Raw genomic sequence first — 16,291 nt, 5'->3', positions numbered from 1 at the left:
GATTGGAGTAGAGGTCGGTCACAGAGACGCCGACCATTCGCTACTCACTATTCGCTACCCACTACTCACTCATCTCACGCTGCCTGCTTCGCCTTGCCCTTGGCGCCCTTCGACATCGCCTCCGATGCGGCGAGGATCGCCTTCACGATGTTGTGGTAGCCCGTGCAGCGGCAGATATTGCCGTCGAGCTCGGCGCGCACAATCGCTTCGTCGAGGCCTTGCGGGTGACGCGCGATCATGTCGGTCGCGGCCATGATCATGCCCGGCGTGCAGAAGCCGCATTGCAGCCCGTGATGCTCCTTGAACGCGGCCTGCACCGGATGCAGCTCGGCGCCGTCGGCCAACCCTTCGATGGTGACGATGCTCGAGCCCGAAGCCTGAACGGCGAGCATGGTGCAGGACTTCACCGCCCGGCCGTCGACATGCACGACGCAGGCGCCGCATTGCGAGGTATCGCAGCCGACATGCGTTCCGGTGAGGCCGAGATGTTCTCGCAGGAAATGCACCAGCAACGTTCGGTCTTCGGTACTACCGCTGACCCGTTTCCCATTCACAGTCAACGACACGTCCGACATGCAGCCTCCCTGGGTATTAACCTTGGTCCTCGCCTTGCCGATGCCGCGCCTGTGCTTCGGCAGCGCGCTATTTGCGTACCGTACAACGGGCAAAACAGTGCTGCCAGCGCTGCGCCCCTTGTACTTTCGGTCATGGCCGACAAGCTGTTGAGCATGCCGCCCGGCCCATTGCCAAATCAGGGATTGAGGGCAAAGATGCCCTCGACGCGAAGCGTGCCTGACACGCATAAGAAAAGACACGCATAATCAGCGTTGGAGGAAATTGCGGAGAAGGCGGCTGGCCAGTTCTAGCACACGCTATGCATCGGGCCTTTCGGCGCTCACCACGGATGAGCCCGATCCGAATGTTTTTGCCCGGGCCATCGCGGCCGAAGCGGCGATCGTCGACGCCGGCTTCGCGCTTTTGTTCTTCTCCCAGAGCCTGGTCGACGCGGCGGCGCTCGCGCAGGCGTTGAAGGTACACGCTCCGTCGCTTGCCTATGCCGGCTGCTCGACCGCCGGCGAGATCACGCCGCAGGGGCTGGAGGAAGGACATGTCCTTGCCCTGCTTCTGCCGTCGGCATCGTTTTCGACCGTCGCCACCATGGTCGAGAACCTCTCCTCGTCGGGCATGGACCGGATCACCGGCGAGGTCGCCTCGCTGCGGCGCCTGCTGCGCGGGCGCGTCGGCCAGGATCGGGCCAAGAACATATTCGCGCTCTGCTTCATCGATGGGCTGTCCTATGCCGAGGAAGCGGTTACCTCGGCCATCCACTGGGGGCTGGACGACATTCCGCTGATTGGCGGCTCGGCCGGCGACGACCTGAAATTCGAGACGACGAGGCTGATCGCCAACGGCACGGTCGCGTCCGACAGCGCCATCGTCGTGCTGGTCGCGACCGAGATCCCCTTCCACGTCTTCAAGACCGATAATTTCATTCCGACCGACGAGAAGCTGGTGGTGACGGCGTCCGACCCGGACCATCGTGTCGTGCGCGAGTTCAACGCCACCAACGCGGCGGAAGAATATGCCGCCTCCGTCGGCATCGTGCCGCAGACGCTGACGCCGCTGAGCTTTGCCTCGCACCCCGTGGTGGTGAAGGTCGGCGGCGAATATTATTGCCGCTCGATCCAGCGCATGCACCCTGACGGCTCGCTGTCCTTCTTCTGCGCCATCGACGACGGCGTGGTGCTTTCCATCGCCCAGCCCAAGAACATGGTCGAAGCGACGCGCACCGCGCTCCAGGATGTCGAGCATCGTCTCGGCGGCATCGACATGATCCTCGGTTTCGACTGCGTGCTACGCCGGCTCGACGCGCGCAACCGCCAGGTTTTTCGCGATATCTCCGAGCTCTACCGGACCAACAAGGTCATCGGCTTCGGCACCTATGGCGAGCAGTATCGTTCGATGCATCTCAACCAGACCTTTACCGGCATCGCCTTCGGCGAGCGCCAGGCAGCCGAGTGAGTGCAGATGCCGCTTCGCGACATCGACGACCTCGAAAGGCTGAAGAAGATCAACGCCGCGCTGGTCAGCCGCGTCGAGCGCTCGATGGACCAGCAGGGCAACGCCTTCTCGCTGTTCCAGACCGCGATCTCGCTGGAAAACCGGGTGCGCAACCGTACCGAGGAACTGCACGCGACGCTGCGCCGGCTCGAACAGTCGAACATCGACCTCAGCGCGGCTAAGGAGAGCGCCGAGCTGGCGAACCTCTCCAAGACCAGGTTTCTCGCCGCCGCCAGCCACGATGTGCTGCAGCCGCTGAATGCCGCGCATCTGTCGGTCTCGGCGCTGGCAGAGGTCCAGGCCAGCGATGAAGGCAGGAAGCTGGTGCGCCAGGTCGAGCGCTCGCTGGAGACCATGGAAGATCTGCTGCGCACGCTGCTCGACATCTCCAAGCTCGACGCCGGCGTGGTGCAGCCCGAGATCGGCGACGTCAGCCTGGAGGCGCTGTTCTCCTCGCTGCGCTCGGATTTCCTCCCGGAAGCGGCAAAGAAAGGCCTGTCGCTTAAATTCCGCCCCGTCAATGTCGCGGTGCGTTCCGACCGCACGCTGCTCAGGCGTATCCTGCAGAACATCCTCTCCAACGCGCTGCGCTACACCCGCTCCGGCGGCGTGCTGGTCGGCACAAGGCATCGCGGCGACACCATCCGCATCGACGTCGCCGACACTGGCTGCGGCATCCCCGAGGACCAGCGCGAGGCGGTGTTCGAGGAATTCCACCGCGGCACGTCCACGCTTGCCGACGCCGGGCTCGCCGGCGGGCTCGGGCTCGGCCTCGCGATCGTGCGCCGCATGGCGGCCGCCCTCGGCCACCCTGTGACCTTTTCCTCCAAGGTCGGGCGCGGCACCATCTTCCATATCGACGTGCCGGTCGGCATGGCCGCGGCCGAGCCGGCGATGGCTGCCGCCGACATGGAGCGGCCGCGCGGCTACGGCCTGTTCGGCACCAAGGTGCTCTTGGTCGAGAACGACGCAGACGTGCTCTCGGCAATGACCTCGCTGCTCGAGCGCTGGCAATGCCTGGTGCGCGCCGCGACCTCGACAGACGATGCGCTCGACCTGCTCGGCGATACCGCCTGGGTGCCCGACATCGTCATCGCCGACCAGCATCTCGATGGCGGCGACCTCGGCACGTCAACGATAGCCGAAGTGCGCGATTATCTCGGCCGGACCGTGCCGGCGCTGATCGTCACCGCCGACGGCTCCGAGCCCGTCGCCAAGGCCGCCCGCGCCGCCGGCATAGAGCTGATGCGCAAGCCGCTGAAGCCGGCGCAACTACGCGCGCTGCTGGCGCATTTGCTGGCTTAGGGCCACTGCCCTCTTCTGTCGCTGGAAAACAAAAGAACCATCGGCGTTCGAAGATAGTGCGTAGCCAGGCCGCTATATAAGTCTCGGACGCACGACAATTTGGCCGAAGCCGCATCGCACCTGCCTATGCATTTTGACGCCAAAAATTAAAGTTGTAGATAAGGCGTCAAAGACAAGTTTCCGTTGTATTCGGTTGATGGCGCCAAGCTAAATGTAAGAAACACGGATCGGGGGATTTCATGAAGCGGTTCCTTTTTGGCGCGGCTCTGCTTGCCGCTGGCGTTTTTGGTGCGGATGTTTCTTTCGTCTCTTATATTAGCAGAAGTGCAGATTCGGTAGCCTTCGCGCAAGGGACGCAAAGTCCCGCTGCCGGCTTCGACAATGGCGGCGCGGCGCTCGGATCGGGCGGCCAGGCGGGCGGACCGGCAACATCTGCCGACTCGCCTTCAGGCGGCGGCTCCGGGACCACGCAAGCCACCGGCAGCCCGGATGCGGCATCCAAGGTCGGCGCCAAACCGGACAATGCCAACTATGCTGATGGCAATGCCACGGATGGCAGCAAGGCCGCTGATAGCAAGACGACAGGCGCGGATAAAACTGGCAAGGCGGCCAAGACCGGCGAAACCGAGGCTGCACCCGAAGAGCCGGCGGCGCAAACGGTGGCAACCGCAGCCGCCACGACGACAACAACCACGAGCGGCGATCCTGAAGCGATCGGCACGCCGAAGGTCGATCTGCCCAAGGCCGCCGGCAACGGCAATCTCGGCTATTCGATTGCCATCGACGTGCCCGCCTTCCATGGCATCGAGCCGCAGATTGCGCTCAACTACAATTCCTCGCGCAAGACCAAGCTCGGCGGCCTCTACCAGGGTTGGCTGGGCTATGCCTGGGGTCTGGACGGCATCGATGTCATCGAGCGGGCCACGCCCGGCTACGGCATGCCGGCCTACGATGCCAACGACATCTTCCTGCTCGACGGTCAGGCGATGGTGGCGTGTGTCGCCGGCATGGTCTCGCCGTCCTGCTCGACCGGCGGCACGCATGCGACGGAGAATGAGAGCTATCGCCGCATTGCGCTCAACGGCTCAACCAATGAATGGAAGGTGACGGACCGGGATGGCACAGTCTCGACCTTCCGCTCGGTCGGCGCCATCGCCAACCTCAATCCGGCAGCCGGCACGCCGGCCTATGACCTGGCCTTCAGCTATCGTTGGCTGTTGACCTCGGTCACCGACACCAACGGCAACACGGTCTCTTACAGCTACACATGTCCGGCAGGCCCGACCTGCTATCCGTCAAGCATCACCTATAACGGCGCCAGCATCAGCTTCTACTACGAGACCCGTCCGGACCTGATCCTGATGGGCAATGGCCGCGACATCTCCGAGACCAGCCAGCGCATCAAGACGATCGGCATCACGGTCTCCGGCGCGGTGCGCGGCGCCTACAAGCTCACCTATGACCAGGCGCCGTTCTCCAATGCCTCGCGGCTGACCCAGGTCACCCGCTACGGCACCGACGCGGCAATCGCCCCAGACGGCACCATCACCGGCGGGACATCCAAGGTCATCGCCCAGATGACCTATCAGAACACCGATGGGGTGTATGGGACGGTGGCTGGCGCGCCCTCTAAGTTCGGACCAGGACAGGTCGGCGATTTGAATTTCGACGGCCGCGACGAAATCTTTGGCGATCGTATCCAGAACGTAATCATCGGGTCGCAACAGAATGGTACCAATGGACTGCTACGGACAAAGTACGTTCACAAATTCAACACCAACGGCTCCGTTGGCAGCACGGTGTCACTTCCGCTTGAAACGTTAACCGGGTCCAACACCGATTCAAATCCGCCGCTATATTTTTCGCAACCCGGTCGCTTTCTGGCCTCCAAGAATACGATGGATTTTGCCGACTCGGCGATCCAACCATATGTCAACGGCGCTACCGGTAGAGTTACCTACACAGCGATCAAATGGATCATCACGACGGATGCTGCGCTGGGGCTGACCAAAGCCGGATGCCCACCGACCGGTTATCAGGCCGTTTGCGATGCCCTGCCGATTGCCCCAGGTTTTAGTTTTTCGGCATCTGATGCGGCCACTGTGGCTGATGCGGATGGCGATGGCATCGGTGCCCTCAATGCCAATACAAGCCCAAATCTCGGCGTGGGCGATTTTCTCGGCAATGGCCGTCAATTGCCTTTGTTGGTGGCTAGCTCGTCCATAAAGAAGGGCGTGCTTTCGAACGGCAAATGGCAGCCGGGCGGGACCGCGTTCTCCATTGCATGCTCCACCGGCGCCTACGATGGTGGCCCAGGCAGTTGCGTGCTCGCCGACGTCAATGGTGATGGCGCGACCGACGTGGTCCTCTACAACGGCACCAGCGGCAATACCCAAGTCTGGCTTTCGACCGGGGTTGGTTTCAAGAGCTATACCGTGGGGTCGATAACGGGCACCTCTGCTGTCGTGCGCGATTTCGACAACGATGGACGTATCGACGTCATCACCATTGGTGGCACGATCACGTCGCAGTCGGGTAGAACCGGCACGGTGAGAGTGTTCTCGCTGCGCCCCTCGTCGACATCGATGACGCCGGTTCAATTCAATATGCCGGTTTCGCTGACGGCGGGCACTGTTGTCGGCGACTTCAACGGGGACGGCCTGCCGGACTTCACCAACTACAGCAGCATGTTCATCTCGAATGCAGGGACGGGCAATCCGAACCTTGTGAAGCAGATCGTGACGGAGCCCGGCGGCACGGTGGCGGTCGAGTACGCGCCGTCATCGACCTGGACGAACAACTACCTGCCGCAGCTGGTGCATGCGGTGACAAAACTGTCGGTGAGCGACGGCCGCGGCCAGACGTCGGTGAGCACGTACCAATATGCCGGCGGCAAATACGATCCTGCGGCGCGCAAGTTCTTAGGGTTTGCCTCGATCGTCGAGACGAAGCCGCTGGCCAATGGCGAGACGGCGGCACCGACGGTGACGACCAGCTATCGCCAGGACCTGGCGAGCTACGGCCTGCCGTCGCTGACGGTGTGGAAGGATGGCGCGGGTGTCGTGCGCAGGCAGGTCGCCGAGACCTATGCCGTCAATACGGCATCAAAACCCTACACCGTGCAGAACACGGCAACCGACACGACGCTGAACGAGAATGTCACGCGCACGCTGCGGGTCGAGCGCGGCTTCGACGCCTACAACAACATCGTCAGCCTGAAGGACTATGGCCGCACCGATGTCAGCGGCGACGAGACCTGGACGGAGCGCTTCTTCTCGCCCAACACGTCGGCCTACATCGTCTCTGCACTGATTGCCGAGCGGACGCATGCCGGGCTCACCGGCAGCGATCCCTACGTCAGCTACAAGCATAACTATTATGACGGCAACACCGATGTCTGGGCCGTGCCGACCAAGGGTAATCTGACCTGGGTGAAGACTTTCAGCGATGCCACAACGGGCAGCGCCACCGACCAGTATTTTGCCTATGACAGTTTTGGCAACAAAATCTCGGCCGCCAACAGCCTCGGCCACAAGACCGAGTGGGATTATGACGCGACCTACCATCTCTATCCGGTGACGGAGCGGGCGCCGCGCTATTTTGCCACCGGCGGCCAGGCTGCCGATACCCGCTTCGTCTCGAGCGCCACCTTCAACGCGATCTGCGGGCAGCCCTCGACCAGGACCGACCCCAACGGCCTGGTGAAGACGTTTGTCTACGATCCCTTCTGCCGGCCCTACCAGGTCTCGCAGAGCGTCACCGGCGCCTATGCCAAGACGCGGTTCGAGAACGAGGGCAATCCGGCAAGTCAGGCGCTGGTCAAATACACCCCGCTGCCGAACGGCGCCGGCGAGGACTTCACCCGCTCCTATTATGACGGGCTCGGCCGGGTCTACCGGGTCGAGACGCCCGGAGAGACGGCGGCTGGTCCAAGGCGCATTGCCGACACCGACTACGATCAGCGCTCCAATGTGCTGCGCACCGCCTTCCCAAGGTTCGTCGGCGATGCCGCACAGTGGACCACCAACTCCTATGACTGGGCCGACCGGCTGGTGGCGACGGTCAATCCGGATGCCAGCCAACGGACTTACCTGCACTATCTCGCCACCGCGACAGGCACCTTCAATCCGTGGCTTTTTGGCGTGGTGCTTACCGACGAGCTTGGCCACCAGACCGAGACCGTAACCTCGACGCGCGGCGATACCACAGCAGTGGTGCGTGACGTGGTTGGCATGGCGCTGACCGAGTACCGCAATTACGACGTGCTCGGCCGGCTGATCGGGGTCACCGACCCCGGCGGCTCGACCTGGTCCTACAGCTACGACATGCTCGGCAACAGGCTGTCGGCGACCGATCCCGATCTCGGCACCTGGGCTTACGTCTACGATGCCGCCAACCGGCTCGTCAGCCAGACCGACGCCAGGGGCACCGTCACCAATCTGAGCTACGACCAGATGGACCGGCTGACGCTGAAGACGGCAACGGCCTCGGGCGGCAGCGCGGTGACGCTGACCCAGAACACCTACGATCAGGCATCTGCCGGTTCCTACAACATCGGCCAGCTCACCACCTCGACCAATCCGGCCGCCACGCAAAGCTACAAGTATGACGGCTTCGGCAAGGTGGCGCGCCAGGATGCCACCATCGGCACGCTTACCCACACCACCATCACCTCTCGCGATGCCTCCGGCCAGCCGATCGCCACGCAATATCTGCCGGTGCAACTCGACTTCGGCACGGCCGCAGCGCCGCTGCAATACACAGCCGGCAACAAGCTCGCCTCCGCATCCGGCTTCATCACCTCGACGCTCTATGAGGCCGATGGGCAAACCAAGGAGATCAACTACGCCAACGGGGTAAAAACCGCCTTCACCTATTCGCCAACCCGGCGCTGGGTGACGCGCGTCACCACGTCGAGGGGCGCAACCATCCTTCTCGATGATCAATATGCCCGCGACAACCTTGGCCGCATCACCGGCACGACGGGGCTCACTGCCTCCGACAGTTGGGCCTATGGCTATGACAATGCTAGCCGCCTGACGTCGTCCGACAATCTCGGCAACAACACGCTCGACGAGACGTTTGTTTACGCGGCCAACGACAATCTCACCTCACGCAGCCGTGTTGTCGGCACCTATATCTATCCGGCGGCGACAGCGCCAAGGCCGCATGCGCCAACATCGGTCGGCGCCAAGACACTAGCCTATGACGCCAACGGCAATCTCACCTCCGACGGCAGCAGAACGCTGACGTGGGACGAAGCCAACCGGCTGAAGACGGTCAGTCTCGCCTCCAACACCGTCAACCTGACCTATGGTCCTGACGGCGCGCGGGCGAAAAAGGCCTCATCCTTCGCCACGACGCTCTATCCCGACGCTTCCGTCGAGATCGACCCGGCGATCCCGGGTTCGGAAATCTACACCCGCTATCCGCATCCCGACATCAAGGTGGTTGGCGCGACAAAATACTTCCTGCACCGCGATCACCTGGCCTCGGTGCGCATGGTCACCGACAGCTCCGGCGCCATCGCCGAAGCCACCAGCTACGCCACATATGGCGAGCGCCTCAACTCAGGCTTCCAGACCCAGAAGAGCTACATCGGCGAGCGCTTCGATCCCGAGACAGGACTCCTCTACCTCAACGCCAGATACATGGATCCAGTGCTGGGCAGGTTCATCTCGCCGGATGATTGGGATCCGACCAAGGATGGCGTTGGCACCAATAGGTATGCATATGCCCAGAACGATCCGGTCAATAAAAGTGATCCGAATGGGCATTCTCTATCTCCACGAGACTCCGATGCCGATGCCCCGACAGCACAACTTGGAGGAGGCGGCAATCAAACGAGCCCTGCCAATGGCCAAAACGCTGATTCGCAGAGACAAGCCAGCCATGCTCAAGAAAGCCTGACGGGCACCGCCAAGGACAAGAAAAAAGCGGACGGAACCTATCAGGTAGCCGAAGACGGTATCGACATGCCGGCAGGTTACGTATCACCCAATAGCGGGCTTCTTGCTCCAGGTGCTGCGCCAATTTGTGGTGGCGGTTGTGTGCCTCCCGGATTGGAGATGGGGCCTGGGCCATATGCCCAAGAAATGCCTGGAGGCTTCACGAATGTCCCAGCTGAAGGACCGCCTACGACACAGGTTCCCAAAGGAGGCACATATTCGCTAAGAAATAGCGCTGGTGAGGTTGTGAGGACGGGGCGGACAAACGATCTTGCCAGACGTGCTGCTGAGCATGCCCGCGCTGACGCAACCAAAGGCCTCACATTCACACAAGAGCATCTCACTGACGCACTGAAGGAGCAGAGAGGGCTGGAGCAAATGCTACATGAAAGCTACAATCCTTCCATGAACAAGGTATCGCCGATAAGCCAGAGAAACCCAAATCTAAATTCCTATATGAATGCCGCCCGCGATTTTCTAAGTAGGCAATTGAGTGGAGAGTAGGAGGTTTATTTATGAGAAAAATGCCATACAGAGAAGGTACGTTATTTGCTATTCCTTTGAAATCTGGCGGCTACGGAGTTGGCTTGGTGGCTCGCGCGACTCCAACCGGAAAGATTATTCTAGTATATTTATTTGGGCCCAGGCGCTTGGAATTACCGACGGTGGACGAATTAGATATGATGAGTCCGCACGATGCGATCAGATGTCTACGGTGCGGTGATCTCGGCTTAATTAATGGAAATTGGCCAATTATTGGGCAACTGAAAAGATGGGAGCGAGAGAAATGGCCTACCCCCCCCTTCGTGCACAAAGAAAGTCTTTCCGGCCGAATTCTCATTCGAAAATACTCTGATTCTGATCCATCAAAGCTAGAGGGCCAGGCTATTGTAGATTCGGCAGTTGATTTAGAGCCAGACGGATTACACGGGTATGAGATGGTCGAATTAATTCTGACAGAGCAGTTGAAACCGCACTAGCCGAAGAATGTCAACCTCAGCATTTCTTTCATCACTCCAGCCGGATCAGCCGCGAAGAACAGCTGAAAGATTCTAGTGAAGGAGCGAGATATAAGATTGTGGAATTTAAAGTCAACTAACGAAAGCGGGTATTTCTGTTAGAAATTTTAGAATGTTGTACGATATAGTGGTCGAATCGGTATATTCAAGAATTACGGTGACAGTGCACTAATTTTGGCGCGCCAGCTGATCCGCCTCAAAACCCAGCCTGATCTCGAAACAACTCCGCATTGTCGAGCTTCGACACCTCGATCACCGCCTGCGTCCTGCTATACACGTTGAGCTTGCGCAATATCTCCGAGACATGCGCTTTCACGGTGGTCTCGCCCACCTGCAGCTCATAGGCGATCTGCTTGTTGAGCATGCCCTGGCGCAGCATCTGCAGGACTCTCAGCTGCTGCGGCGTCAGCTTGGCCAGACGCTGCACCATGTCGGCGCGGTCGGTGCTGTCGGGGTCGGGCGGCTGGCTTTCGTAGTTTTCCGGCACGTAGACGGCGCCATCCATCACCGAGCGGATGGCGGCGGCGAGATCGCTCTTGCGGGCCGATTTCGGGATGAATCCGGCGGCGCCGTAGGAAAGCGCCTCGGAGATGATCTTCGGCTCCTCGTAGCCGGACACGATCACCACCGGCAGCCGCGGATAGCGGGTCCTCAGCTGCAACAGCCCCTCGAAGCCATGCACGTCGGGCATGCTCAAATCGAGCAGCGCGAGGTCGAACGGCTTGGCGTCGGCAAGAAGCTCGATCGCTTCCCCGATCGAGCGCGCCTCGACCGTGTCGACGTCCGGGTAGGCCATCTGCACGGCGCTGTGCAGCGCCTCGCGAAACAGCGGGTGGTCGTCGATGATCAGGAAGCGGGCGCGATCGTTGACTGCGGTCATTGCTCAGGATCAGGCATCGGTTCGGTTTCGGCCGGCACAGGATAGTCTCGTGACCATGGTCAGATTATTGGCAAATAGTATATCGCCCAATGGTATACGGCATTGTCGGTGAAGCGACAGGGCCAACATGTTCGCGGCCATAGAGCCTTGCTCGCCCGTCGAAATCGGCTGAAGGTGCGAACGATTCATGCCAGCACGGAGACCGCCCATGCCAGAGTTCGTCCTTCCGCCCCCGGCGATTGCTTCGGTTGCCGTCGCAGGCTCGGTGGAGCGGTTTGCCGTGCGCCGCATCTTCTGCGTCGGCCGCAATTACGCTGCGCATGCGCGCGAGCTCGGCAACGACGAGCGCGACCCGCCCTTCTTCTTCACCAAGCCGGCCGACGCGGTGGTCGACAGCGGCGCCGAGATCCCCTACCCGCCGCTGACCTCGAACCTGCACCACGAGATCGAGCTGGTTGTGGCCGTCGGCAAGGCCGGCTTCCGCGTTCCGCGCGAAGACGCGCTCGCCCATGTCTGGGGCTATGGCGTCGGCGTCGATCTGACCCGCCGCGACCTGCAGGATCAGGCCAAGAAGGCGGCGCGGCCCTGGGATTGGTCGAAGGCGTTCGACCAATCCGCGCCTTGCGGGCCGCTGGTTCAGGCCGCGAAATCGGGACATCCGCAGAAAGGCCGCATCTGGCTCGCCGTCAACGGCGCGGTGAAGCAGGACGGCGACCTGGCCGAGCTGATCTGGCCGATTGCCGACATCGTCGCGATCTGCAGCGAGGCGGTTGAGCTGCAACCCGGCGACCTGATCTTCACCGGCACGCCGGCCGGCGTCGGCGCGGTCCAGGCCGGCGACAGGATCACCGGCGGCGTCGACGGCATCGGCGAGATCGCGGTGACCATCGGGCAGCCGAGGCCATGAGCGACCTCGTCCTTCATAACTACTACCGCTCCTCCACCTCCTACCGGGTGCGGATCGCGCTGGAGATGAAGGGCCTGAGCTACACTTATGTGCCGCACCACTTGCGCCATGGCGAGCATCTCGAGCCCGCCTATCGCGCCGTCAACCCGCAAGGGCTGGTGCCGGCGCTGGTTCTGGACGGCGGCACGCTTTTGACCCAGTCGCTGGCGATCATCGAATATCTCGACGAGATACAGCCTGAGCCGCCGCTGCTGCCGGAAAATGCGCTGGGTCGGGCCCGCGTCAGGATGCTGGCGCAGATGATCGCCTGCGACATCCACCCGGTGAACAATCTGCGCGTGCTGACCTCCCTTCGTAGCTTGTTCGGCGCCGGTGACGAGGATGTCGTCAACTGGTTCCGGCACTGGGTGAACGAAGGTTTCCAGCCGCTTGAGAAGATTCTGGCTTCGTCGCCTGAGACCGGCACCTTCTGCCACGGTGACGCGCCTGGCCTTGCCGACATCTGCCTTGCCGCGCAGGTCGCCAACAATGCTCGCTTCGGCGTCGACATGGCGCCCTATCCGGTGATTGCGCGCATCAACGCCGCCTGCATGGCGCTGCCAGCGTTCCAGAAGGCTGCGCCGCAGAACCAGATCGATGCCGAATAACGAACTGAAGGACTCCCCATGAAAGCTGTCGTCTTTGAAAAATTCGGCGAGGCGCCGACGATCCAGACCGTTCCCGATCCGAAGCCCGCCCCAGACGGCGTGGTCATCAAGGTCGAGGCTACCGGCCTGTGCCGCAGCGACTGGCACGGCTGGATGGGCCATGATGACGGCATCACGCTGCCGCACGTCCCCGGACATGAACTGGCTGGCGTCGTCGTCGCCGCCGGCAAGCAGGTCGGCCGCTGGAAGGCCGGCGATCGCGTCACGGTCCCCTTCGCCGTCGGCTGCGGCCGCTGCTTCGAATGCACTTCGGGCAACCATCAGGTCTGCGAGCATCAGACACAGCCGGGCTTCACCGGCTGGGGCTCATTCGCCGAATATGTCGGCATCGAGCATGCCGACACCAACCTCGTGCGCCTGCCGGAGGAGATGGAATTCGCCACCGCAGCCAGCCTGGGCTGCCGCTTCGTCACTTCGTTCCGCGCCATCGTCGACCAGGGCCGGGTGACGCCGGGCGAATGGGTGGCGGTGCATGGCTGCGGCGGCGTCGGCCTCTCGGCGATCATGATCGCCAGCGCCATGGGCGCCAATGTGATCGCCATCGACCTCACCGACGAGAAGCTGGAATTCGCTAAAAAGATCGGCGCGGTCGCGACCATCAATGCCTCGACGACGCCGAACGTCGTCAAGGCCGTCAAGCAGATCACCAATGGCGGCGCGCATATGTCGATGGACGCGCTCGGACACCCGACCACCTCGTTCAACTCGATCGCCAATCTGCGCCGCCGCGGCCGTCATGTTCAGGTCGGCTTGATGCTGGGCGAGCATGCCCGGCCGCAGGTGCCGATGGACAAGGTGATCGCCTTCGAGCTCGAAATCCTCGGCAGCCACGGCATGCAGGCCTACCGCTACAACGCGATGATGGAGATGATCCGCACCGGCAAGCTGAAGCCCGAATTGCTGGTCGGCAAGAAGATCAGCCTCGAGGAAGCGCCCGCCGCCCTGATGGCGATGGGTGGCTTCGAGGGCATCGGCATCGGGGTGGTGACGAAGTTCTGAGCAATTCCAGGAAAAGTGTGAAACGGTTTTCCGTCCGGAATTGCGTCAAAACAAATCAGTAGGCGCTTTACCGCGCGAACTTCTTCGCCCCGAACACGCAGGCCACCACGCCGAGCGTCACGAGCACCATCAGCGGGCTGACTTGCTCATGCAACAGGCTCGCCGCCAGCGCCAGGCCGAAGAAGGGCTGCAGCAGCTGCAGCTGCCCGACGGCGGCGATGCCGCCTTGTGCCAGGCCGCGATACCAGAACACGAAACCGATCAGCATGCTGAACAGCGAGACATAGCCGAGACCGATCCAGGCGCCCGAACCGATGGCGGCGAAGGATGGCGGCAGTGTCGCGAAGCTCAACGCCAGCATCACCGGCAGCGACAGCGCCAAGGCCCAGCAGATCACCTGCCAGCCGCCGAGCTTGCGCGACAGCTTGGCGCCTTCCGCATAGCCCAGACCGCAGACGATGATGGCGCCGAGCATCAGGCCGTCGCCGACCGGCGACGCGGTCACGCCTTGCGCCAGAGCGAAGCCCGCCACTAAAGCGCTTCCCAGGCACGAGAACAGCCAGAAAGCCGGGCGCGGACGGTCGCCGCCGCGCAGCACGCCGAAGATCGCAGTCGCCAGCGGCAGCAGGCCGACGAAGATGATGGAATGCGCCGAGGTGACATGTTTCAGCGCCAGCGCCGTCAGCAACGGGAAGCCGACCACGACACCCAGCGCCACGACGACGAGCGAGATCAAGTCGCTGCGCTCCGGACGCTTCTCGCGAAACAGCAGCAGCATCGCAATCCCGAGCAGACCGGCAATCGCCGCCCGGGCCGCCGTCAGGAAGGTCGGGTCGAAATCCATCACCGCCACCCGCGTCGCCGGCAGCGATCCGCTGAAGATCAGCACACCGATGAAGCCGCTGAGCCAGCCGTCAAAACTCTTTTCCATCATATGCTCCGTTTGCGCTTTCGTACCGGTGCGGGCCATGGTGTTGCCAGAGACAATGAGGTACAATTCTACAAAACTGTAATGGCCGGCAGGGAAGTACAGATGGACGCATCAGGCCCAAATGGAAGCGGCGCCACCCTTGTCGAAACCGTCATGGCGGCAATCCGCCAGCGCATCGCGGCGCGCACGCTGACGCCCGGAGCCCGCCTGCAGTCGATACGAGCCATGGCCAGATCCATGCAGGTTTCAAAATCGACCGTGGTCGAAGCCTATGAGCGCCTTGCGGCGGAAGGCACGATCCGTTCGCGGCCTGGCTCCGGCTTCTACGCCGCCGGCCAGCTCGCACCATTGTCGCTCGCCGAGATCGGCCCACGGCTGGACCGAGCCGTCGACCCGCTCTGGGTGTCGCGGCAATCGCTCGAAGCCGGCGAGGAGATGCTGAAACCCGGCTGCGGCTGGCTGCCGGCGTCCTGGATGCCGCTGGCCGCCTTGCGCCGGGCGCTGCGCGCTGCTGCCCATGCGGACGACGTGACGCTTGCGGACTATGGCACGCCGCTTGGCCTGCCGCCGTTGCGCCAATTGCTGGCAAGGCGCATGGCCGAGCATGGCGTCGAGGTCTCGCCGGACCAGATCATGCTGACCGATTGCGGCACCCAGGCGATCGACCTTCTGTGCCGCTTCCTCATCGAGCCCGGCGATGCGGTCCTGGTCGACGACCCCTGCTACTTCAACTTCCATGCGCTGCTGCGCGCCCATCAAGCCAAGGTGGTTGGCGTGCCTTATACGCCTTCGGGGCCGGACATCGAGCTATTCGCTGAGGCGCTCGCCGAGCACCGGCCGCGCCTCTACATCACCAATTCCGCCATCCACAACCCGACCGGAGCGATCCTGTCGCCGGTCACCGCGCATCGGCTCCTGAAGCTCGCCGACCAGGCGGATCTCACCATCGTCGAGGACGACATCTTCGCCGACTTCGAGCACAGCCCCACTCCGAGGCTCGCGGCCTTCGACGGGCTGCAGCGCGTCGTCCAGATCGGCTCCTTCTCCAAGACGCTGTCGGCCTCGGTGCGCTGCGGCTTCATCGCCGCGCCCCGCGACTGGATGGAGGGGCTTACCGATCTCAAGATCGCCACGACATTCGGCGGCGCGCGGCTATCCGCCGAGCTGGTGCTGACCCTGTTGAAGGACGGCAGCTACCGCAAGCATGTCGAGCAGTTGCGCACGCGCCTGTCGCGCGCCATGGCCGAGACCGGCGGCAGGCTGAAGGCGATGGGCATCGTTCCCTGGATCGACCAGCCAGCCGGCATGTTCCTATGGTGCCGGCTGCCCGACGGCATCGACGCTGCCGATATCGCCCGCCATGCGCTCTCGGACAATGTCGTGCTGGCGCCCGGCAATGCCTTCAGCCTGTCGCACACCGCCGGCCGCTTCATGCGCTTCAACGTCGCGCAATGCGAAGACCAGCGCATTTTCCGGGTGCTCGAAAAGGCGATAGCCGCGTCTCGTCGCAAGGCCGCGTAGTCCAGTCTCGGCA

11 protein-coding genes are annotated in these 16,291 nt (G+C 62.5%); 8 read left to right on the top strand and 3 right to left on the bottom strand.

Annotated elements, in window-relative coordinates; all coding sequences use genetic code 11:
- Positions 1-74: 74 nt before the first annotated feature.
- Positions 75-575, bottom strand: a complete 501-nt coding sequence (locus LB529_RS24640) for a (2Fe-2S)-binding protein (RefSeq protein ID WP_140840520.1) — start codon at positions 573-575, stop codon at positions 75-77.
- 262 nt (positions 576-837) lie between these two features.
- Between LB529_RS24640 and LB529_RS24635 the strand changes: the two genes are divergently transcribed.
- The 4 genes from LB529_RS24635 to LB529_RS24620 all read left to right on the top strand — a co-directional run bounded on the left by LB529_RS24635 (position 838) and on the right by LB529_RS24620 (position 10,294).
- Positions 838-2,022, top strand: coding sequence for an FIST signal transduction protein (locus tag LB529_RS24635; protein WP_224636216.1), 1,185 nt, complete (start codon positions 838-840; stop codon positions 2,020-2,022).
- Positions 2,023-2,028: 6 nt separating this feature from the next.
- Positions 2,029-3,366: a hybrid sensor histidine kinase/response regulator gene (locus LB529_RS24630; protein ID WP_224712542.1), complete on the top strand. Its 1,338-nt coding sequence runs from the start codon at positions 2,029-2,031 to the stop codon at positions 3,364-3,366.
- 239 nt (positions 3,367-3,605) lie between these two features.
- Entirely contained in the window at positions 3,606-9,818 is a 6,213-nt protein-coding gene (locus LB529_RS24625) for an RHS repeat-associated core domain-containing protein (protein WP_224712541.1), read from the top strand.
- Between the two features lie 11 nt (positions 9,819-9,829).
- A complete protein-coding gene (locus LB529_RS24620; RefSeq protein WP_140846127.1) occupies positions 9,830-10,294 on the top strand; it encodes an Imm26 family immunity protein in 465 nt (154 codons plus the stop codon).
- A gap of 235 nt (positions 10,295-10,529) precedes the next feature.
- Here the strand turns inward: LB529_RS24620 and LB529_RS24615 are convergent, their stop codons facing one another.
- Entirely contained in the window at positions 10,530-11,213 is a 684-nt protein-coding gene (locus LB529_RS24615; protein ID WP_224625947.1) for a response regulator, read from the bottom strand.
- A 208-nt stretch (positions 11,214-11,421) separates the two neighbouring features.
- Between LB529_RS24615 and LB529_RS24610 the strand changes: the two genes are divergently transcribed.
- From LB529_RS24610 to LB529_RS24600, 3 genes are read left to right on the top strand one after another with little or no spacing between them, the layout of a single operon-like run.
- On the top strand, positions 11,422-12,120 hold the full coding sequence (locus LB529_RS24610) for a fumarylacetoacetate hydrolase family protein (protein WP_224712540.1): 699 nt from the start codon (positions 11,422-11,424) through the stop codon (positions 12,118-12,120).
- On the top strand, positions 12,117-12,767 hold the full coding sequence (maiA, locus tag LB529_RS24605) for a maleylacetoacetate isomerase (RefSeq protein WP_224712539.1): 651 nt from the start codon (positions 12,117-12,119) through the stop codon (positions 12,765-12,767). Before LB529_RS24610 ends, maiA begins: the two co-directional genes overlap by 4 nt.
- Before the next feature lie 18 nt (positions 12,768-12,785).
- Entirely contained in the window at positions 12,786-13,826 is a 1,041-nt protein-coding gene (locus LB529_RS24600; protein WP_224712538.1) for a zinc-dependent alcohol dehydrogenase family protein, read from the top strand.
- Positions 13,827-13,893: 67 nt separating this feature from the next.
- Here the strand turns inward: LB529_RS24600 and LB529_RS24595 are convergent, their stop codons facing one another.
- On the bottom strand, positions 13,894-14,757 hold the full coding sequence (locus tag LB529_RS24595) for a DMT family transporter (protein ID WP_224625951.1): 864 nt from the start codon (positions 14,755-14,757) through the stop codon (positions 13,894-13,896).
- A gap of 102 nt (positions 14,758-14,859) precedes the next feature.
- Between LB529_RS24595 and LB529_RS24590 the strand changes: the two genes are divergently transcribed.
- The gene (locus LB529_RS24590) at positions 14,860-16,278 is read left to right on the top strand and encodes a PLP-dependent aminotransferase family protein (protein ID WP_224712537.1); all 1,419 of its coding nucleotides are present in this window, start codon (positions 14,860-14,862) and stop codon (positions 16,276-16,278) included.
- Positions 16,279-16,291: the final 13 nt, after the last annotated feature.

It is taken from the genome of Mesorhizobium sp. CA5 (assembly GCF_020165105.1).
Lineage (GTDB): Bacteria > Pseudomonadota > Alphaproteobacteria > Rhizobiales > Rhizobiaceae > Mesorhizobium.
The sequence above is the reverse complement of the archived record's forward strand: the minus strand, read 5'-3'. Positions and strand labels throughout refer to the sequence as shown.

Coding starts and splice junctions, on each gene's coding strand:
- LB529_RS24640 (WP_140840520.1), bottom strand. CDS start 575: ATGTCGGACGTGTCGTTGACTGTGAATGGGAAACGGGTCAGCGGTAGT.
- LB529_RS24630 (WP_224712542.1), top strand. CDS start 2,029: ATGCCGCTTCGCGACATCGACGACCTCGAAAGGCTGAAGAAGATCAAC.
- LB529_RS24625 (WP_224712541.1), top strand. CDS start 3,606: ATGAAGCGGTTCCTTTTTGGCGCGGCTCTGCTTGCCGCTGGCGTTTTT.
- LB529_RS24620 (WP_140846127.1), top strand. CDS start 9,830: ATGAGAAAAATGCCATACAGAGAAGGTACGTTATTTGCTATTCCTTTG.
- LB529_RS24615 (WP_224625947.1), bottom strand. CDS start 11,213: ATGACCGCAGTCAACGATCGCGCCCGCTTCCTGATCATCGACGACCAC.
- LB529_RS24610 (WP_224712540.1), top strand. CDS start 11,422: ATGCCAGAGTTCGTCCTTCCGCCCCCGGCGATTGCTTCGGTTGCCGTC.
- maiA (WP_224712539.1), top strand. CDS start 12,117: ATGAGCGACCTCGTCCTTCATAACTACTACCGCTCCTCCACCTCCTAC.
- LB529_RS24600 (WP_224712538.1), top strand. CDS start 12,786: ATGAAAGCTGTCGTCTTTGAAAAATTCGGCGAGGCGCCGACGATCCAG.
- LB529_RS24595 (WP_224625951.1), bottom strand. CDS start 14,757: ATGGAAAAGAGTTTTGACGGCTGGCTCAGCGGCTTCATCGGTGTGCTG.
- LB529_RS24590 (WP_224712537.1), top strand. CDS start 14,860: ATGGACGCATCAGGCCCAAATGGAAGCGGCGCCACCCTTGTCGAAACC.